The sequence below is a fragment of the Bacteroidota bacterium genome (genome assembly GCA_038746285.1).
Lineage (GTDB): Bacteria > Bacteroidota > Rhodothermia > Rhodothermales > JANQRZ01 > JANQRZ01.
Genome location: JBCDKT010000005.1, coordinates 93,481 through 112,662, shown reverse-complemented (window position 1 = coordinate 112,662; position 19,182 = coordinate 93,481). Strand labels below are relative to the sequence as shown.

Genomic DNA, 19,182 nt, shown 5'->3' with positions numbered 1-19,182 from the left:
GGATAGTGTCTCACCTATACGAGGTCGTCCCCGCGCAGGCGGGGACCCATGCACCCCCCTGTGTGAAGCGCCGCCGCCTGATGGATGCCCGCCTGCGCGGGCATGACATGAGAGTGAGGCAACAATCCTCAGAGGTGGTATGAGAGGTAGGCCCGGTAGCGGAACCGCTCGCGGTCCAGAATCAGGCACCGCTTCTCTTTCTGCCGCCCCCGCCCGAACCGCCGGGCACCGAGGACGATGCCGAGTTCCAGCGGCATGTTGAACCTCGGCAGGCCGAGGTCGGCGTCAAGCTCCGTCCGTGATACATCGTGAATGCTGAGTCGGCACTCTGCGATGATGCTGTAGATTTTCTCTACCCGGACCTGCGCGCTGTCGTCCTCTTCGAGTGCGCACCGTGCCACGAAGCCGCAATCGTGGATCGCAAAAATGACCGCGTCGAAGAGCGGCGCGTAGTCTGGGTCGAAGGGGGCGTTTACGAAGACGCTCTGATCGTAGAGGCCGCCGGACATCGGTTACTTCTTGACCAAGTACGGAGCGCTCTCATACACCCGCAGCGCCGCCTCATCATTGCCCGCCCGGCGCGCTTTGACGGTCTTTGCGGCGGCGAGCGCCTTGCTGCGGCTCACCGCTCCGGTCTTTTTCGAGTTCTTGACGGTACGGCGAGTCTTTGACATGGAACGCTTGGCTCGGTAGGCCTGGAAAGGCTGTGCTGCCTCCTCCAACCACGACTGGGCCAATCGGTTCATGCGCCGCTCGATCTTATGCCGCTGCCTCGGCCTTTTGCTGCATCGTGGCGCGCTTGCGGTCGTGCGTGTTGAGGTAGCGCTTGCGCAGGCGGAATGCACCCGGGGTGATCTCGATCAGCTCGTCCTCGCGGATGAACTCGATGGCTTCCTCCAGGCTCATCCGACGCGGCGGGGTCAGCTTCTCGAAGTTGTCGGCGGCGGCGGCGCGGTGGTTGGTGAGCTTCTTCTCCTTCGTGATGTTGGCCTCGAGGTCCTGGTCGCGGCTGTTCTCGCCGATCAGCATCCCGTCGTAGACCTCGTCCTGCGGCCCGACGAACAGCTCGCCGCGCTCCTGCAGGCCGACAATGGCGTAGGGCGTCGCCTTGCCTGCGCGGTCGGAAACGAGCGCACCCGTGGCGCGGTGCTTGATCGGGCCGGCCCACGGGCGGAAGGCGAGGAAGAGGTGCGTGAGGAGACCGGTCCCCTTCGTGTCGGTCAGGAACTCCGTCCGGTAGCCGATCAGCCCGCGGCTCGGGATCTCGAACTCGAGGCGGACGCGGCCCGTGCCGTGGTTGATCATCTTCGTCATCTGCCCCTTCCGCATCCCGAGCTTCTCGATGACCACGCCCATGTACTCCTCGGGCACGTCAATCGTCGCGGTCTCGAATGGCTCGTGGCGCTTGCCGTCGATCTCTTTGACGATCACCTGCGGCATGCCGACGGCGAACTCGTACCCTTCGCGGCGCATCTGCTCGATGAGGATCGCCATCTGGAGTTCGCCGCGCCCGAAGACGAGGTAGCGGTCCGGGCTCTCGGTCTCCTCGACCCGCATCGCGAGGTTCGTCTCGACCTCTTTGAAGAGGCGGTCGCGGAGGTTGCGGGAGGTGACGTACTTGCCATCGCGCCCGGCAAACGGCGAGTCGTTGACGCGGAACTCCATCGAGAGCGTCGGCTCGTCGACGCGGAGGGGCCTCAGCGGCTGCGGGGCCTCGGCGTCGGCCAGGCTCTCGCCGAGTCCGATCCCGCCCATGCCCGCGACCTCCACGACCTCGCCCGGCCCGGCCTCGGTGGCCTCGGCACGGTCGAGGCCTTCGTTGACGAAGAGCGCCGTCACCTGCTTCGTCTCAGTCGAGCCGTCGCGGTGGCAGAGGGCGACGTGCTGCCGCTCGCGCAGCGTACCCTGGACGACGCGGCCGCGGGCAATCGGGCCGAGGTAGGCGTCGGGCTTGACATCAGTGACGAGGACTTGCAGCGATCCGTCGGGGTCGCCCTCCGGCGCGGGCACGGTGCCGATGATCGCCGCGACGAGCGGGTCGAGGTTGGTCAGCGGCTCGCCGAGGTCGGTCGTGCACTGGCCGTCTCTGGCGACGGCGTAGAGGACGGGGAAGTCGATCTGCTCGTCGCCCGCGTCGAGGTCGATGAAGAGGTCGTAGACCTCGTTGAGCACGTCCTCGGGCCGGGCGTCCTGGCGGTCGATCTTGTTGATGACCACGATCGCGGGGAGGCCAAGCGCGAGCGCTTTCGAGAGCACAAACCGCGTCTGCGGCAGCGGCCCCTCGGCGGCGTCCACAAGCAGCATGATGCCGTCGACCATCCGCAGCGTCCGCTCGACCTCGCCCCCGAAGTCGGCGTGGCCCGGCGTGTCGACGATGTTGATCTTGACATCGGTCCCGTCGGCGGCCGTGTGGCGGATGGCGGTGTTCTTCGCCATGATCGTGATGCCCTTCTCGCGCTCGAGGTCCATCGAGTCCATCACGCGCTCGTTGACGGTCTCGTTGTCGCGGAAGGTGCCGCTCTGCCACAGGAGGGCATCGACGAGGGTGGTCTTGCCGTGGTCGACGTGGGCGACGATGGCGACGTTGCGGAGGTTCTGCTGCTGCATGGCGAAACGCGTTCGGTGAGCGCGGAGGCGACAAAAAAGGGCGGGCGACCCGGACTCGCCGAGCCGCCCGGTGGGTGGGGTGCACCGTGTACCGTCGGCCCCGGCGATGGCTCCCCGGTGCGTGCGAAGATCACGCGGAGTCTGCCGCTACTGGCTGCGGATCCACTCGGCCGTCTCACCGACGAGCGTGGCGTCCACGAAGCCCGGCTGCTCGTACTCGGCGGGCGCACTCGGTCCCTCGCCCGAAACGAGAAGGTGGTTGAGCGACGGGTAGCGCCGGAGCGTAGCGTGCGGCGCATCGGCGAGCGCATCCTGCCACACGGCGAAGTCGGCGTCGGGCACTTGGTAGTCGCGCCCGCCGTGAACGACGAGCACGGGCACGCCGAGGTCGGCCGCGAGCGTGGCCGGCGCGTGAGCGCGGAGGTCGAGCCAGTAGGCCGGCGGCGCGCCGAGGATAGGTTCGGTCGAGGCGCTGTCGGCCGGAGCGAGGGCGCGGACGGCGGCGAGGGCTTTGCGGATGGTGGCGCGCTGACCGTCCGCGTCGGGCGCGACGCCGTCGAGGTAGTCGAGTTGGTCCTCGACGATGTCTTCGAGCGGGCGCGCCCCGCCGGCGAGCACGACGTAGCCTGCGACCGGCACCCCACGCTCGGCAGCAGACCGAGCGGTACGTGGCGCGAGCATACCCCCGAGGCTGTGCCCGGCCACGAACAGCCGCTCCGGGTCCACGTCCGGGTGCCCGCGGAGCAGGTCGAGCGCGGTGAGCGCGTCCTCGATGCTCTCATCGAAGACGGTGTACGTTCCGCCGGCGAACGCCTCGGGATGCGCCTTCGTCCGCTTCTCGAACCGGAGCACGGCGACACCATCGCTCGCAGACCCGACGGCGAGGTCACGGAGCGGTTTGTTCGGCCCGACGGTCCCGTCGCGGTCGCTCGGCCCGGAGCCGTGGACGAGCACGACACCCGGCACGGGCGCGTCCGACTCGGGCACGAGCAGCGTTCCGCCGAGCGGCAGTCCGACGCCCGCATCGACGGTCACGTCTTCGGACCGATACGCCGTTTCGTCCGCGTAGGGCGGCAGCGCGCTTGGCTCCACCTCTGCCGCCTCCTCCGGCGGTACGGGTCGGACGAAGAGTCCGGCCACCTTCCCCTCAGCGTCGAACGACACGCGCACGTCCACCGTCGCCCGCTCGAAGCGCTCCGTCACTACAACCGTCGTGACCGGCCCTGGCTCGACGCGGGCACCGAGTCGCTCCTGCCGCACCCCGAGCTGTGCCTGGAGTGTCGGGCCGAGCGTGGCGAGACGCTCGGGCGGCAGGGCTGTGTGCATCTGCTCGTTGAAGTCGGCCGCGACCGTCTCGGTGTCGCCTGCCAGAAGCGCGTCAACGAGCATCTCGGCGCGGGCGACAAAGGCGGTGTCGGCAGGCTGCGCGAGGGCAGGAACTGGGAGCAGGAGCAAGGCGAAAGCGAGCGGCAGGAGTCGCATGGTGTCAGGAGGACCTTTCTCGAAAAGGTAAGCCTGCTCATTGACGCGCGCCCTTCTGGACCTTACCCCTTCACTTCGTCCTCCGGCTCGTCCTCCGCCGTCACGATCTCCTGAAAGACTACCTGCCCGGTCCGCAGCATCCGCCGGACGTAGGGGTGGCAGAGCTGGCAGTTGTGCCCGAAGACGGCGTGGTCCTGCAGGTCCTCGACCGTCGCCGCGCCCGTGGACGCGGCGACGGCCTTCAACTCGTCGAAGGTCGTGCTGAAGCAGTAGCACCGGTCGATGTGGACGTCCACTAGCGGAGCCGGGTGACGGTCTGCGTGGCGGCGCGGCCGCCTGCGCTGACCCGGACGAGATAGACTCCGCTCGGGAGAACGGCGGCGTCGAGCGCGACGGTGTGGTCGCCCGCCGCGCGCGGACCGTCGGCGAGGACGGCGACCTCGCGCCCGAGCGCGTCGTAGACCGAGACCCGCACGGGCGCACTCTGCCCGAGCGTGAACGCGACGGCGGCGCGGTCGGCCATCGGGTTCGGGTAGACCGAGGTGAGCGCGAAGTCCGCGGCGTCGGCCGGTCCTTCGTTCGCTACGGACGGTGCGGCGTAGACCGAGACGTAGTCCGGGAAGACCCCGGCCGCGACCGTTCCGAGAAGCGCCCCGCTTGCGCTGTGCGTGGTCACGGTCCCTGCCGCGGAGAACGGGTTCGTCGGGTCGGGGCGGCCGAGGATGTACTGGTCGCGCTCGGCGTCGTAGCCGACAGCCCCGACGGGGCGGGCATCGGTGTCGGCAATCGCAATCGCGCTGCCGAAGGTGTAGGCGTCCACGTCGAAGGGGACGAGGCCCGTGGCTGTGACGACGAGCAGGCGCTCGTCATCGCCCGAGCCGAGGAGCGCGGCGTCTTGGCCGAGGCCGAACGCGCTGCCGAGGTCAGCCGTCGACGTGACCGTCGTCGCAACGTTCCCCGCCGCAGTGTCGAAGACGACGACCTGGTCGGTACCGTTACAGACGGCGAACACGTCGCCGTCGCCGTCGGCCAGGACGAAGCGGGCCGGGCAGCCGATGTTGACAGTCCCGAGCAGGGCGTCCGTCGCCGTGTCGATGACTGCAAGCTCTGGGGGCCCTGCGAAGCCGCCGAGGGCGACGTACGCGCGCCCCGCCGCGACGGTGATGCCCTCGGGCTGCACCGGGACGGTAATCCGACCGCTCACGGTGTCGTCCGTCAGGTTGAGGATGACGATCTCGGACTCCGTCGCGCCCATCGCAAAGTTCTGCGTCGTGACGTAGGCCTTCGTGTCGCTGACCTGGGCGATGTAGCGCGCGGCGGCGAAGGCGGGGTCGGAGATCTGTCCGACGCGCTGCTGCGTGTCGGGGTCGACCACGTCGATGGTCGATGCACCGGGCGCGGTGACGTACAGCGTCTCGTTCATCAGCTGCATCCCTTGGAGAAAGCGGCCGATCTGGCCGACGAGGAGCTGCTCGGCCTCGCCGGTGTCGGGGTCGAGGTAGGTCAGCGACGAGGGATCGCCCTGGTTGCCGACGAAGATGCCGAGGGTCTCCTGCGCGCGTGCGGGCAGGGCGAAAACGAGGAGGGCGAGAAGGGTAGCGAAGAGGCGCATGGCAATCGAGGTGTGAGGGCGGAGAAGGGTTAGCGGGTTTCGAGCGTGAGGGTGAGCCGCAGCGTGCGCGGCGGCATCGGGTAGCGTGGGACGACGGAGTAGACCTCGTCGGTGAGGTTTTCGACACGAGCGCCGAGGCGGGCGCGCCACGCCGGGCCGGCGAGGGCGACCGAGGCCCCGGCGTCGAAGAGCGTATAGGGGTCGAGCGCGGCCGAGCCGTCGGCCGCGCTCGGGCGCTCGCTCGCGTGGCGAAGCTGCGCGTCGAGCCGGAGCGGTCCGAGCCCGAGCGCGACGTGGGCCTTCGCCTGGTCGTCGGGGACGAAGAGGAGCGGCTGGTCGAAGGAGGTCGCCGCCGAGTCCGTCCGGTCGCGGGCGCGGCTGCGCGCCCACAGACCTCCGACCTCGGCGAACGCGCTGCGCTGCTCGAACCGGACGTTCGCCGACAGCTCCCACCCTGTGGTCCGCGTCCGCCCGACGTTGACTGGGGCCCAGTAGAACCCGTCCGGGAAGCGGCCGGGACGCCAGACGATCTGGTCGCGGAGGCGGCTCGTGAAGAGGGTCCCTTCCGTCGCAAAGGTGAGCGGGCCGGGACGCACTTCGACGACGGCTCCCGCCTCGGCGGTCCAGCCACGCTCGGGGCGGAGCGCTGGGTTGCCGCCCGGCTGCCAGAAGCGGTCGTTGAAGGTCGGCGTGCGGAAGGCGCGGCCGGCGCTCGCCTTGAGCCGGAAGCCGCGCCACGGCGTCGGTTGCAGGTTTATTCCCGCGTGCGGCGTCAACGCCTGCACCGCCGAGTCCGGCAGGGCGAGCGAGTCCACGCTCGCCGTCTCCGACCGGTCGAAGCGAAGCGCGGTCGTGAGCACGCCGCGCGCGTTCCGAACGACGAACGACCCAAAGAGCGAGGCTGCCTGTTCCTCGGCGTCGCCCGCGAGGTTCGGGTGCTCGGCCCTCGCCTGCCCGAGGTGTCCGCCGAGGGAGAGGTGCCACGTCTCGTCCGCCCCCGCGGCCCAGCCACGCTCGGCGCGCAGGCGCAGGCTGCGCCCGCCGGTCCGGCCGGTGTCGTCCAGCCCGAGCGTCGGGTTGACGTACCGGAGCGCGGTCCGCTGCCACAGACCACCCGTGTGGACGCGCCACGACCCAAGGCGGAGCGTGTGGTCGGCCCAGAGGCGGAACGCTCGGTCTTCCTGCCGCGCCGCCTGCGCTGCGCTGTAGTCGAACAGGCCCCGGTCGGCGTCGGTGAAGAGCACGCCAGCGGCGGCCCGGTGGCGGCCGACCTCCCCGGCGAAGCGGGCGAAGACGGCGTCGCGGGCGAGGTCCGTGTTCTCGCGGTCGCGCGTGACGCCGCTGGCTCCGGTCTCCGGGTTGAACGCGGTCGAGTCGGTGTAGGGGTAGTCGTTCTGCGCCTGCGCGTGCTCAAACGCGACCGTCGCAAAAACGGGCGACGCACCGATGCGGCCGGACGCGAGGGCGCTCGCGCGCCGCTCGCCGAAGGCTCCGCCGGAGGCCGTCGCCCGGGCGAAGATCCGGCCCGGCTGCGGCGAGCGAATCGACACCACGCCGCCCACAGCGTCGGTCCCGTAGAGCGCCGACGCCGGGCCGTGCAACACCTCGACCGACTCCAGCAGCGAGGCGGGCAGGAGCGACGCGTCGAGTTGGCCGAGCTGGGGGTCGGCGATACGGTGACCGTCGAGGAGGACGAGGGTGTGGCTCGCGCCGGAACCGCGCAGCGCGAAGCTCGCCAGCCCGCCCGGCCCGTAGCGCTTGACGAACATCGCCGAGCGGTCCTCGAGGAGATCGGCGACCGTCTGCGCACCACTCGCCGTCACGTCCTCGGCGTCGAGGACTGTCACCCGCGCCGGGGCCTCGGCGAGCGGCAGCGTCACCCGCGCCGCGCTGACGCTCACGGCGGGCAGCGTCGTGTCCGGCGGAGCTGTCTGCGCGAGGGCAGGCAGCGCAAGGCAGGCGGTCAGAAAGAGATAGAGAGCGCGCACGAAAAAACCCGAACCTCAATGTAGAGGATCGGGCAGCCGGGCCGACCGCACGCCGGTCGGGCGCAGCACGGGTCATCGCTGCGCAGGCACCGCGAGCCTCTAGTCCCGGAGGTCGTTGGTGAAGCACGCCCCGGCAGGTCTCCTGGCTCACGGCGCGGAGACATCGTCTCGTTGGGACGAGGTCTCTTCTTCCGGCTCAGCGTCGGCCTTCCCTCTCTCGTGAGAAGTGGCCTCCGCGTCGTCGCCATCGGCGCGCCGCCTACAGTTGCGGGTACAGCTCCGGTTGGAAGCGACGATCTGCGAGCGACGAGTGACGAACGGTTGCTCGCAGCACCCGCTCGTCGTTCGGCGTTCGTTGTTCGGCGCTCCTCCGGATTCCCTTTTCACCCCGACCGGTCGTCAGACCGGGCCGGGGACCTGAGGCGTGTGGGAAAGAACAGTGTCGTTCGGAGGAACGGCTCTCAAGATAGGCCATCCGTCGCCGTCGGACAACTCGGATTTCGAGAAGCCGCCGCGGCCGGACACTAGGAGGATGCCGGGTAACAGGAGGATAATAGTTCGCTCACGACGGGTTTACACGCAGCAGCTGGGCGACGGGTAGTCTGGGCCTCCCTCTTCCCTTCACCCGCTTTGGTATCCCATGCCCCGACTGCTTCCCCTCGGCCTCGCGCTCTGCGTCGCCCTCGCGCTTCCGGCGCGCGCTCAGACCTCCCTCACGATTCTCCACAACAGCGACGGCGAGTCGCAGCTCATCAACCTCGGCTCCGGGCTCGAAGACTTCGGCGGCGTCGCCTGCTTCGCGACGCTCGCCGACCAGCTTCGCGCCGAGGCCGCGCTCTCGACCGACGGCGCGGTGCTGATCTCGTCGGGCGACACCTTCCTGGCCGGGCCGGAGTTCACCGCGAGCCTCGAAAACGGCGTGCCCTACTTCGACGCCGTCGCGCTCGACCTGATCGGCTACGACGCCGTCACGATCGGCAACCACGAGTTCGACTTCGGGCCGGAGGTGCTCGCCAACTTCATCACGAGCTTCGGTGCCGGCCCGAACCCGCCCTTCCTGAGCGCCAACCTCGATGTGAGCGCTGAGCCGAGCCTCGACGCGCTCGAACAGGCAGGCCGCATCGCCGCCAGCACGGTCGTGACCGTAAACGGTACGTCCGTCGGCATCATCGGCGCGACCACGACGAGCCTGCCGTTTATCTCCACGCCCGGCGACGTGGTGGTGATGGAGGACGTGGCGGCGGCGGTCCAGGTCGAGGTCACGGCGCTCCAGGGCCAGGGCGTCGAGATCATCATCTTGTCGAGCCACCTCCAGAGCATCAACGAGGAGCTCGCGCTCGTTCCCCTCCTCTCGGGCGTGGATGTGGTGATCGCCGGCGGCGAGCTGCTCGCCAACGCGGGCGACCTCCTCATCCCCGGCGACGAGGGCGAGGTGTTCGGCGCCTACCCGCAGACGGCGACCGACGCCGACGGCACGAGTGTCCCGGTCGTCGGGACCTCGGGCGACTACGCCTACCTCGGCCGCCTCGTCGTCGACTTCGACGCGGCGGGCGACCTCGTCTCGGTCGGGACCCAGAGCGGGCCGGTCCGCGTCGCGTGCGGCACCCAGCCCGACGCCGTCACGCCGGACCCCGCCGTGCAGGCGCAGGCCGTCGACCCGGTGATCGACTTCGTCGCTGACCTCGCCGCGACCGTCATCGGCACCAGCGAGGTGCCGCTCAACGGCGTCCGCGGCGACGTCCGCACCGAGGAGACCAACCTCGGCGACCTCATCGCCGACGCCCTCCTCTGGCAGGCCGATCAGCTCAACGAGGCCTTCGACGCGCCGCAGCCGGACGTAGCGCTCCAGAACGGCGGCGGCATCCGCAACGACAACGTCCTCGCCGCCGGGCCGATCTCGGAGCTAGCGACCTTCGACATCCTCCCGTTTACCAACTTCGTCACAATCGTTGAGGACGTGGGCGCGGCCCAGTTCAAGGAGATTCTGGAGAACGCCGTCTCGCAGGTGGAAGATGTCAACGGACGGTTCGCGCAGTCGGGCGGGTTCTTCTTCGCGTGGGACACCGCCGGCACAGCCCAAGAATTGGACGCTGACGGCAACGTCGTCACGCCCGGCACGCGGGTGCAGGACGTGCAGCTCGCCGACGGCACGGTGCTCGTCGATGAGGGCGTCGTAGCCGAAGGAGCCCCGTCGCTGAACGTCGCCACCGCGGACTTCCTCGCGCGGGGCGGCGACCAGTACCCGTTCCGCGACAACGCCTTCACGCTCCTCGGTGTGACCTACCAGCAGGCCCTCAGCAACTACATCCAAGACGCACTTGGGGGGACCGTCGCCCAGGCCGACTACCCCGTCGGCGGCCCCGGCCGGATCTACGAGACGACGACCTTCACCGTTCTCGCCACGCCGAGCACAACGAGCGTTCCGGCCAGCGGCGGGCAGGTGTCGAGCCTCGTCGAGGTAGCGCAGTCCGACGACACCACGCGCCGCGTCGAGGCGTGGACGGTCGTCGAGCGGCCCGACGGGACGACGTTCGTCGAGCGCCACCTCGAGCCGCCGTTCCCCGTTGCCCCGACGGCGGCGCGGATGCGGACGCTCATGAACCAGGTCCCGGCCGGCTTCGCGCCGGGGACGTACACGGTGACGGTCAACGTCGGGCGCTTCCCGGCCGTCGAGGCTGCGTCGGACCAGTTCACGTTCGTGAAGGAGGGGGCCGCCCTCGCCGGCGGCTCGGGCGATGCCGCCGAGGCCGGAGCCGCCCGCAGCAGCGCCTCACTGCCGGCGGCCTTCGCGCTCACCGGAACCTACCCGAACCCGACCAGCAGCCGCGCCACGGTCGGCTTCGACGTGCCGCAGGCCGAGGCCGTCCGAGTCGCGGTCTACGACGTGCTCGGCCGGCAGGTCGCCGTGCTCGTCGACGAGACCGTCGAGGCGGGCCGCCACACGGCCGCGCTTGACGCGTCGGCGCTCGCCGGCGGCGTCTACATCGTGCGGCTCGAAGCCGGAGCGTTCGTCGCATCCGGGCGGCTCGTCGTGACGAAGTAGGCACGCGCCGACACGGGGCGCAGGCCCGTAAGCCTGCGCCACCGCGAGGGGGCGGCTCCGCGTTGGGGCCGCCCTCTTGCTACGTCTCTGGCCTGCGCGGCGGCGGGATGGCAGCGGAGAACGCAGCGGCGGTGGGGTCGTATGTTGCCGCTCTCCCGCAACGGACTCGGCCCTGTGATCGCGCCCACTCTTACAGCCCCCCAGCGGTGCCTCGTGACCGGGGCCGCCGGGTTCATCGGCTACCACCTCGCGCGGCGCCTCCTCGCCGGCGGGCACACCGTCGCCGGGGTGGACAACTACTCCGGGCCGACCGGAGCCGACCTGAAGCGTGAACGGGCAGCGCAACTCGGTGAGCACGCTGGGTTCGAGCTGATCGACCTCGACGTGGCTGACCGGTCGGCGTGCGACGCCCTCTTTGCCGAGCGCTGCCCCGAGGTCGTCTTCCACCTCGCCGCGCGCGCGGGTATCCGCCACTCGGTGGCGCACCCGGCCGCGTCGGCGTCAGGGAACGTGAGCGGCACCGTCTCGGTGCTGGAGGCGTGCCGGCAGCACGGCGTCCGCCACCTCGTCTACGCCTCCTCGTCGTCAGTCTACGGGCTGGGCGGAACGCCCCCCTTTGCCGAAGCCGAAGCCGCCGACCGGCCCGCCTCGGCGTACGCCGCCTCGAAGCGTGCCGGCGAGCTCCTCGCCCACAGCTACAGTCACCTCTACGGCCTCCCGACGACGAGCCTCCGGTTCTTCACGGTCTACGGGCCCTGGGGCCGGCCGGACATGGCCTACTTCGCCTTCGCCGAAGCCATCCGGGCAGGCCGCGCGCTCCCGCTCCACAACCGGGGCGCGATGAGCCGCGACTTCACCTTCGTTGGCGACGTCGTGGAGGCGCTCGTGCGCGTCATGCAGCGCCCGCCCGGCGGGCCGACGCCGTACCGGGTCTACAACGTGGGGCGGGGTGAAGCTGTGGACCTGCTCACGTTCGTCGAGACGCTGGAACGGGCGCTGGGCCGGAAGGCAGCGCTCGACCTCCAGCCGAAGCAGGACGGCGACCTGCTCGACACCTGGGCCGACCCGGCTGCGCTGGAACAGGACACCGGGTTCCGGCCTGCGACGGCGCTGGAAGACGGGCTGGCGGCATTCGCCGCGTGGTTCGAGGCGTGGACGGGTGCGCCTGCGGCGCGGAATGGGAAGAACGGAAGGAATGGGGAGAGTGGCCATCGGCGCGAAGCGCAGCGTCCTCGTTGATTCTTCTGGCTTTCCTTCCGGCTCCTCACTTCCGTATGAACGCTCGGCAAAGATTCCGTGCCGGGGGCGCAAGACCCTCAAAGCGCTGTAAGTTTAGAACGGTTCTAAACAGGAATCCCCATGCAGCGGCTCGCTCTCCTGGTTCTCTTTCTTCCCTGCCTCCTCTTGCTCGGCTGCGGCGACGATCCCATCCTCGCCCCGACGACCGAAGCACCTGGCGGCGGCAGCTACGGCCGGCTCGGCTTCGAGTCCCCCGTTGTGACGCCGGACTCTGTCCGCGCGCCGGCGACTCCACTGCCCGGCTCGGCCCCGGATACCCCGGCCGACAACCCGCGCCGCTTCTAGCGCGGCTCCCGCACGGTTCCGCCAAGCCCTCTGCCCTGTGACGCTTCCGCCCCGCCTCCCCGCCCTCCTGTCTACCTACGCCCTCGCCGCACTGACCGTCCTGCTCGGACCGGCCGCCTGGGCACAGTCCACGGCCGATGTATCGGGCCGCGTCGTCGAGGCCGCCACCGGCGACCCGCTCGTCGGGGCGACGGTCGCCGTTGAGGCGATGCCGCAGAGCGGCACCGTGACCGACGCCGACGGGCGCTTCCGCATCGCGGTGCCGGAGGGCGCGGCGACGCTCGTGGTCCGCTCGCTCGGCTATGAGACCGAGCGCCTCCGCGTGACCGCCGGCGAGACCGACCTGCGGATCGCGCTCGCCTACGCGCCGGTCGAGATCGAGGGCATCGAGGTGCTCGCGGCGCGCACCCGGGAGTACGAGCGCCTGCCCGGGACCGCGACGCTCCTCTCGGCAGCCGAGGTGCGCCAGATCCAGCCGATCGGTACCCAGGAGCTGCTCGAGTACGTCCCCGGCGTCTACGGCGCGGCCGACGACGGCATCGGCAACGCCCGCCTGTCGATTGGCATCCGGGGCCTCAACCCGCGCCGGTCGTCGCGCGTGCTGGTCCTCGAAGACGGCATCCCGATCCAGCCCGCGCTCTACGTCTATCCCAACATGTACTACAACCCCCCCGTCGAGCGCATCGAGCGGGTCGAGGTCATCAAGGGCAGCGCCGCCGTGCGCTACGGGCCGCAGACGATGGGCGGCGTCATCAACTACATCACGAGCCGGCCGCGCAGCACCTTCGGCGGTGCGGGCCACCTCACGGTCGGCCAGAACGGCTACGTCAGCGCCTTCGCCGAGGCGGGCGGGTTCGGGACGCGCGGCTTCGTGCCCGAGGTGCAGTTCCTGGCCAAGCGCGGCGACGGCTTCCGCGAGAACAACGGCTTCTACCAGCTCAACGCTACGGCCAAGGCGACGATCCGCACCGGCCCGCAGAGCACCCTCTTCCTCAAGGCCAACGGCAACCTCGAGACCTACGAGGCCACCTACACCGGCCTGACCGAGTTCTCGTTCGACGACGACCCCGAGTTCAACCCGAAGGACGACGACGAGTTTTTCGTCCGCCGCGCCTCGCTCGACGCCATCTACAACCGGTCGTTGAGCGCCGACGTGTCGAGCCTGACGCGGGCCTACGTCAGCGTCTTCGACCGGCGGTGGTGGCGCGAGAACGACGTCTTCATCCGCTCGGCCGACCTCGACGCCTACAACGAGGACCCGTCGAGCGTCTCGTTCGTCGCGCCGTTCTCGATCGACGAGGACTCCGACGTGGTCCGCGTCGGCAACGGGCGCGACAACTTCGGGATTCTGCGGACGTTCTACGCCGCCGGCGTCGAGCACGCCTACACATGGAGCCACACGCTCTTCGGCGGCGAGTCCGAACTCGAAGCTGGGGCACGGCTCCACGTCGAGCGTTTCATCGACGACCGCGTCCTCGGCGACAGCCCGGGCGCGCGCGAGGGCGTCTACACGCAGACCGACCCTGACACCGAGGAAGAAATCGTCGCTTCGAACCCGTCGGCGGGGGTGGTGGCGAAGGCGCAGAACTACGAGACCGCCGCCGTCGCCCTGTTCGCCAGCGAGCGGCTCCGCTTCGGCGCGCTCGAAGTCACGCCGGGCCTCCGGCTCGAGGTCTTCGAGCAGGAGCGCGTAGACCGGCTCCAGGGCAGCATCCTCGACGACAAGACGACGGTCGTCCTCCTCCCCGGCCTCGGCCTGAACTACCAGGTCGGCGCGTCGAACCTCTTCGCGGGCATCCACCGGGGCTTCACCCCGCCGTCGAGTGGCGCGCTCACCATCGTCGACTTCGGCAACACGATCGAAGACGGCGGCCTCGACGTGGAGGCCGAGAAGAGCTGGAACGTCGAGGCCGGCTTCCGCGTGGCCTCGCCGCTGCTGGCCGCCGAAGTCGCCGGGTTCTACCTCTACATCGACGACCTCGTGGCGGCCGGGCGCGGGACGGCCTTCCGCAACCTCGGTAGCGCGCAGACCTACGGAGCCGAAGTCGCGGCGACAGTGCGCGGCGCGCGGTTCGGTCCGCTCCCTGACCTCCACCTGAGCTACACCTTCCTCCAGACCGAAGTCCTCGACGGGCTGATCCCGTCGGCGGTCGTCAACAACGTGTCGGCGGTCGCCATCGACGGCAACGAGCTGCCCTACGCGCCGGCGCACAACCTCACCGTCGGGCTCTCCCGGACGGTGCGCGGCGTGACGGCCCGCGCCGACCTCCGCTTCGTCAGCGAGGTCTTCACCGACTTCGAGAACCTCGACTTCGCCACCGGGCGCGGCGAGACCGGCCCGGTCCCCTCCTACGCACTCCTCAACGCCAGCGTGCGCGTCCCGATTGGGGAGCGCCTCACGGCCCAAATGACCGTGAAGAACGCGCTGGACGAGGTCTACGTCGGCTCGCGGTTGCACTCCAACCCGCGCCAAGTCACAGCCAACCAGAGCTCGGGCATCCTCCCGGGTACACGCCGCCAGGTCAACCTCGGCGTGCGCTACACCTTCTAACTACCACTGCACCAACCAGACACTCCCATGCGTATCAAGTTTTCCGCTCTGCTCGCGCTGCTGCTGGCCTTCGGCCTCGTCGGCTGCGACAGCTCCGACGACGACCCCACGGACCCGCCCGGCGGCGATGACCCCATCGACCCGATTGAGGTCCCCGCGACGTACAACTTCGAGAGCCGGTTCGACGAGGGCGAAAGCTCCGTCAACATCGGCGGCCAGGTCGTGCGCCAGCTCCTGCTCCAGGACCTCAAGGCTGCCATCGACGCGCGCGGCAAGGAAGGGGCCACGCCGGTCACGGTCGCTGAACTCAACGCGATCTACGACTACGCCGACACCGGCCTCAACATCGCCACCTCCGTCCCGGACGGTCTTACGCCGAGCGCGACGACGTACGAGGAGATCTCGGCCGGCAAGAGCCTCCGCGGCCGCAAGGGGGCCGACGCGACGCTGCTCTACAGCGACGGCCTGATCGGCGACGGCGGGGACGTGACCGTCAACGACGTGATGCAGGCCTACTTCCAGATCATCGCCGACAACTCCAACGACCCGACCAAGCTCGGCACGAAGGCGGTCTACAACACCGACGAGGGCGTGGACCTCACCCAGATGATCAACAAGATCCTCATCGGGGCCATCCTCTTCGACCAGACCTCGAACAAGTACCTCGCCGACATCCTCGACCGCGACAACACCGAGCGGCGCGATGAGGGCCAGCCCGACACCGACCAGGAGCACCGCTTCGACGAGGCCTACGGCTACTTCGGCTCGGCCCGCGACTACTCCAACTACACCGACGACCAGCTCGCCGGCAGCCTCAGCGACTTCGCCCAGGACACCAACGGCGACGGCGTGCTCGACTTCTCGACGGAGTACAACTTCGGGATCGCGCGCAACGCCGGCAAGCGGGACAAGGGCGGCGTCGGCGTGGACTTCAGCGCCGAGGCGTTCGAGGCCCTCCGCCGCGGCCGCACGGCGATCGTCAACGGCGACCAGACGGTCCTCGCAGAAGCCCGGCAGGACGCTTCCGAAGCGATGGAGAAGATCCTCGCGGCCACGGCCGTCCACTACGTCAACGTCACGCTGGAGGAGATGGCGGGCCTGACGCAGGCCGAGGTCGACGGCAAGAATGACTTCACCCTCAACAAGTTCTGGGGCGAGATGAAGGGCTTCACCTACGCCCTCCAGTTCTCGTACCGGGGCGACGAAGGCTTCAGTGGCGGCGCGCTCAACATGGTCAGCACCGACCAGCTCCGCCAGCTCCACGAGCTGATGGGCAACGCGCCGGTCTACGCCCTCCCCGGCTCGGATGAGTACAACGCCTACGTTGCCGACCTCAACGCGGCCAAGACTATCTTCCAGGCCGCCTACGGGTTCTCGCAGGCGAACATGGACCAGTGGTAGGATGACTGCGCCCGCGACCCTGCGTGCGCCTTCTCGGCCGGAGCGGGGCTTCCCCTGGAGGGAGGCTCCGCTCTGGCTTTTTGTGGCAGCGGCCTGCCTGCTGAGCCGCCTCGCCACTGCTGTCTCCTACATCGAGGACGCCGACAGCCTCCGCTTCGCCCGCAGCGTCGCCGACGGCTTCGACGTGGCGGCGCTCCAGCCGCACTTCCCCGGCTACCCCGTCTTCTGGGCAGCGGCGAAGAGCCTCTACCTCGTCACCGGCAGCTTCTCGGTGGCCTTCGCGCTCGTCGGCGGGCTGGCGACGCTCGGCCTGATCGCGGCGGGACTGGTGCTCCTCGGCGTCCGGCTCCGTTCGGTGCGGGGGCTCGCGTGGGCGGCGGTCGTGTTCTTCTGCCCGCTCGGGTGGCTGATGGGTACGCGCTACATGCCCGACCTGCTGGGGCTGGCCGCTGCGCTCGGCGCGGTGGCCCTCGCGCTCCGGGCGATGCAGAGCAGGCGGCCGGCGGACGCAGTGGCAGCGGGACTCCTCGCCGGGCTCCTCGCCGGGCTACGGCTCTCGTACCTCCCGTTCGTCGCCGTGCCGCTCGTCGGACTCCTCGCGGTGCAGTCCCGGCTCCGGGTGCCACTCGTCGCAGCCGGACTCGCAGGGACGGTCGTGTGGCTCGTGCCGCTCGTTGTGGATACCGGATGGGCGGCGCTCGTCGCGGCGGCCCAGCAGCAAACGGTCGGGCACTTTATGGCTTTCGGGGGGACGGCCCTCGCGGAGCCTGCGGGCTGGGGCACGCGGCTCGGGCGAACGATTGAGGCGGTGTGGGCCGACGGGCTGGGCGGCTGGTGGCCGGGGCGACACGGGCTGACGGTGCTCGTCGCGCTCGGCCTCGCCGCGGCGTTTGTCGCGGGCGTGCAGGCCCTCCGCGAAGATGAGGCCGTGCGCCGCGCACTGTGGTGGCTGCTCGGCTGCGCCGCCGTCTATGCCGTTTGGATCGTGGCCTACCAGAACGTACTCTACAAAAGCCGCCACGCCCTCCCGCTCATCGCCGTTGCCCTCTTCGTGCTCGCTCTCGGCGGGGCGCGGCTGTGGCGGCACCGCTGGGGCCGGTTCGTCGCGCTCGACGCCCTCGCGGTCTACGCCGCCGTCGCGCTCGTCCTCGCCGCGCAGCACCGGCAGCCGACCGCAATCGCCCAGGCCACCGAGCACGTCCGCACCCTCGCCGCCGCACAGCCCGACCTGCACGTCGTCTCGACCCCCCTCGTGACCTTCATGCTGGAGGCGCAGCGCATCGAGGCGGTGTTTCTAGACACCGATGACGCGGGCGACCTCGCCCGGCTCACGACAGCCTATACTGAGGGACTGCCCATCGTCTCGGTCGGCGCGCCAGTCTCGGCGGCGGCCACGCGGCCTGTCCGCGCCGACACATTTTATCACAACCCGTACGTCAACCGCATGTGGCCCGAGGTTCCAGTCTATGGTTATCCACCCGCACGTCCCGCCCGCTAGCTCTACCACGTCCGAGACCCTCGTCCCGAAGCGGCCGTCGGTCCAGATTCTGGGCGGCGGGCTGGCCGGCCTCGCGACGGCTTACTACGCCCGCCGGCACGGGATCGAGGCCGAGGTCTTCGAAGCGGCTCCACACGTCGGCGGCAACGCCCGGACGCTCCGCTTCGGCGACCAGCTCGTGGACACCGGCGCGCACCGGCTCCACGACAAGCACCCCGCGGCGACGGCCGCTTTCCGCGAGTTGCTTGGCCCGGCGATGCAGCGCGTCGAGGTGCCGAGCCAGATCGTGTGGCGGGGCCGGGGGATCGAGTTCCCACTGCGCCCGCTCGACGCGGCGCGGCAGATGGGGCGGCTCCCCCTGCTGCGCGTCCTCGCCGAGAACGTTTTCCGCCGCCGAGACCGCACGCCGCCCGAGACGCTCGAAGCCCTCGCCCTCCAGCGCTACGGCCCGACGCTCGCCCGGGCGTTTCTGCTGAACTACTCCGAGAAGCTGTGGGGACTCCCCGCCGACCGGCTCGACGTGCGCGTCGCTGGCGGCCGGCTCCGGGGGCTGACGCTGGGCACGCTCGCCCGCGAACTCGTCTTCGGCGCGCGCAAGGCGACGGCCCACCTCGACGGCGCGTTCTACTACCCTACCCAGGGCTTCGGGATGCTGGTCGATGCCCTCGCGGACGCGATCGGCGCTGAGCGGCTGCACACGGCAGCCCCCGTGCAGCGGGTCGCGCACAACGGACGGCGCATCCAGACCGTGACGGTGGGCGACCGCTCGCCGCAGCGGGCCGGGGCCGTCGTCAGCACGGTCCCGCTCCCGCGGTTCCTCGCGCTCCTCGACCCGGCCCCGCCGCCGGACGTGCTCGCCGCCGCCGAGGCGCTGCGCTACCGCCACCTTCGTCTCGCGGTCGTCCGCCTCGCGCAGTCCAGCGTCTCGCCCTTCGCCTCGCTCTACTTCCCCGAGCCGCACGTCCCCTTCACCCGGCTCTACGAGCCCAAGAACCGCAGCGCCGCGCTCGCCCCGCCGGACCGCACCGCGGCCGTGCTCGAAGTCCCCTGCCAGAGCGAAGACGCGTGGTGGACCATGCCCGACGTCGAGTTTGCACGCGAGGTCGTCGCGGCGCTCCAGGCCACGCCGGTGGAGACGGGCCCCGTGCTGGGCGTGGACAGCGTGCGGCTCGCGCACGCCTATCCGGTGCTGGCGGCCGGGAGCAGCGCGCACGCCGAGCGGCTGCTGGCGTACGCTGCCCGGTTCGAGAACCTGACGCTCGCCGGCCGGACGGGGACCTTCCGCTACCTCCACACCCACGACCTCTTTGCCGAAGCCAAAGCGTGGGCCGAAGAGTTCGAAGCACAGAAGCATGCGGGCGCGGATCTATGCTAAATGCGACGAATAAAAAGGTTAGCCTGCATAGAGTTTTCCCT

Annotated in this window: 14 protein-coding genes and 1 riboswitch; of the genes, 7 read left to right on the top strand and 7 right to left on the bottom strand. The window is 70.1% G+C overall.

Going from position 1 to position 19,182, the window contains the following annotated elements:
- Positions 1-128: 128 nt before the first annotated feature.
- The 7 genes from AAGI91_03240 to AAGI91_03210 all read right to left on the bottom strand — a co-directional run bounded on the left by AAGI91_03240 (position 129) and on the right by AAGI91_03210 (position 7,689).
- Positions 129-509, bottom strand: coding sequence for a hypothetical protein (locus tag AAGI91_03240; GenBank protein ID MEM1041622.1), 381 nt, complete (start codon positions 507-509; stop codon positions 129-131).
- 3 nt (positions 510-512) lie between these two features.
- Positions 513-674, bottom strand: coding sequence for a hypothetical protein (locus AAGI91_03235; protein ID MEM1041621.1), 162 nt, complete (start codon positions 672-674; stop codon positions 513-515).
- An 85-nt stretch (positions 675-759) separates the two neighbouring features.
- Positions 760-2,607 (bottom strand): translational GTPase TypA, encoded by a 1,848-nt coding sequence (gene typA, locus AAGI91_03230; GenBank protein MEM1041620.1) that lies wholly within the window; start codon positions 2,605-2,607, stop codon positions 760-762.
- Positions 2,608-2,754: 147 nt separating this feature from the next.
- Positions 2,755-4,089, bottom strand: coding sequence for a DUF3887 domain-containing protein (locus tag AAGI91_03225; GenBank protein MEM1041619.1), 1,335 nt, complete (start codon positions 4,087-4,089; stop codon positions 2,755-2,757).
- A 62-nt stretch (positions 4,090-4,151) separates the two neighbouring features.
- Positions 4,152-4,385 (bottom strand): (2Fe-2S)-binding protein, encoded by a 234-nt coding sequence (locus AAGI91_03220; protein MEM1041618.1) that lies wholly within the window; start codon positions 4,383-4,385, stop codon positions 4,152-4,154.
- On the bottom strand, positions 4,385-5,701 hold the full coding sequence (locus AAGI91_03215; protein MEM1041617.1) for a T9SS type A sorting domain-containing protein: 1,317 nt from the start codon (positions 5,699-5,701) through the stop codon (positions 4,385-4,387). Before AAGI91_03215 ends, AAGI91_03220 begins: the two co-directional genes overlap by 1 nt.
- Positions 5,702-5,730: 29 nt before the next feature.
- On the bottom strand, positions 5,731-7,689 hold the full coding sequence (locus AAGI91_03210; protein MEM1041616.1) for a TonB-dependent receptor: 1,959 nt from the start codon (positions 7,687-7,689) through the stop codon (positions 5,731-5,733).
- Positions 7,690-7,803: 114 nt separating this feature from the next.
- Positions 7,804-8,125, bottom strand: a riboswitch (cobalamin riboswitch).
- 204 nt (positions 8,126-8,329) lie between these two features.
- Here AAGI91_03210 and AAGI91_03205 point away from each other — a divergent pair.
- From AAGI91_03205 to AAGI91_03175, 7 genes are all read left to right on the top strand, one after another.
- Positions 8,330-10,732: a 5'-nucleotidase C-terminal domain-containing protein gene (locus AAGI91_03205; protein MEM1041615.1), complete on the top strand. Its 2,403-nt coding sequence runs from the start codon at positions 8,330-8,332 to the stop codon at positions 10,730-10,732.
- Positions 10,733-10,945: 213 nt separating this feature from the next.
- Positions 10,946-11,971 (top strand): NAD-dependent epimerase/dehydratase family protein, encoded by a 1,026-nt coding sequence (locus AAGI91_03200; protein ID MEM1041614.1) that lies wholly within the window; start codon positions 10,946-10,948, stop codon positions 11,969-11,971.
- A gap of 120 nt (positions 11,972-12,091) precedes the next feature.
- Complete coding sequence (locus AAGI91_03195; GenBank protein ID MEM1041613.1) at positions 12,092-12,316, top strand: hypothetical protein; 225 nt, start codon at positions 12,092-12,094, stop codon at positions 12,314-12,316.
- A 37-nt stretch (positions 12,317-12,353) separates the two neighbouring features.
- Positions 12,354-14,867 carry a TonB-dependent receptor gene (locus tag AAGI91_03190; GenBank protein ID MEM1041612.1) on the top strand — a complete coding sequence of 838 codons (2,514 nt, stop codon included), beginning with the start codon at positions 12,354-12,356 and terminating at the stop codon, positions 14,865-14,867.
- 27 nt (positions 14,868-14,894) lie between these two features.
- Positions 14,895-16,268 (top strand): DUF4856 domain-containing protein, encoded by a 1,374-nt coding sequence (locus AAGI91_03185; protein MEM1041611.1) that lies wholly within the window; start codon positions 14,895-14,897, stop codon positions 16,266-16,268.
- A gap of 82 nt (positions 16,269-16,350) precedes the next feature.
- On the top strand, positions 16,351-17,766 hold the full coding sequence (locus AAGI91_03180) for a hypothetical protein (protein MEM1041610.1): 1,416 nt from the start codon (positions 16,351-16,353) through the stop codon (positions 17,764-17,766).
- A complete protein-coding gene (locus tag AAGI91_03175; GenBank protein ID MEM1041609.1) occupies positions 17,735-19,141 on the top strand; it encodes an FAD-dependent oxidoreductase in 1,407 nt (468 codons plus the stop codon). Before AAGI91_03180 ends, AAGI91_03175 begins: the two co-directional genes overlap by 32 nt.
- The last annotated feature ends 41 nt before the right edge of the window (positions 19,142-19,182 follow it).

What these genes read in the sequence shown, in the direction of transcription:
- AAGI91_03185 (MEM1041611.1), top strand. Translation starts at nt 14,895, where the DNA reads ATGCGTATCAAGTTTTCCGCTCTGCTCGCGCTGCTGCTGGCCTTCGGC.
- AAGI91_03240 (MEM1041622.1), bottom strand. Translation starts at nt 509, where the DNA reads ATGTCCGGCGGCCTCTACGATCAGAGCGTCTTCGTAAACGCCCCCTTC.
- AAGI91_03235 (MEM1041621.1), bottom strand. Translation starts at nt 674, where the DNA reads ATGTCAAAGACTCGCCGTACCGTCAAGAACTCGAAAAAGACCGGAGCG.
- AAGI91_03215 (MEM1041617.1), bottom strand. Translation starts at nt 5,701, where the DNA reads ATGCGCCTCTTCGCTACCCTTCTCGCCCTCCTCGTTTTCGCCCTGCCC.
- typA (MEM1041620.1), bottom strand. Translation starts at nt 2,607, where the DNA reads ATGCAGCAGCAGAACCTCCGCAACGTCGCCATCGTCGCCCACGTCGAC.
- AAGI91_03175 (MEM1041609.1), top strand. Translation starts at nt 17,735, where the DNA reads ATGGTTATCCACCCGCACGTCCCGCCCGCTAGCTCTACCACGTCCGAG.
- AAGI91_03195 (MEM1041613.1), top strand. Translation starts at nt 12,092, where the DNA reads ATGCAGCGGCTCGCTCTCCTGGTTCTCTTTCTTCCCTGCCTCCTCTTG.
- AAGI91_03205 (MEM1041615.1), top strand. Translation starts at nt 8,330, where the DNA reads ATGCCCCGACTGCTTCCCCTCGGCCTCGCGCTCTGCGTCGCCCTCGCG.
- AAGI91_03225 (MEM1041619.1), bottom strand. Translation starts at nt 4,089, where the DNA reads ATGCGACTCCTGCCGCTCGCTTTCGCCTTGCTCCTGCTCCCAGTTCCT.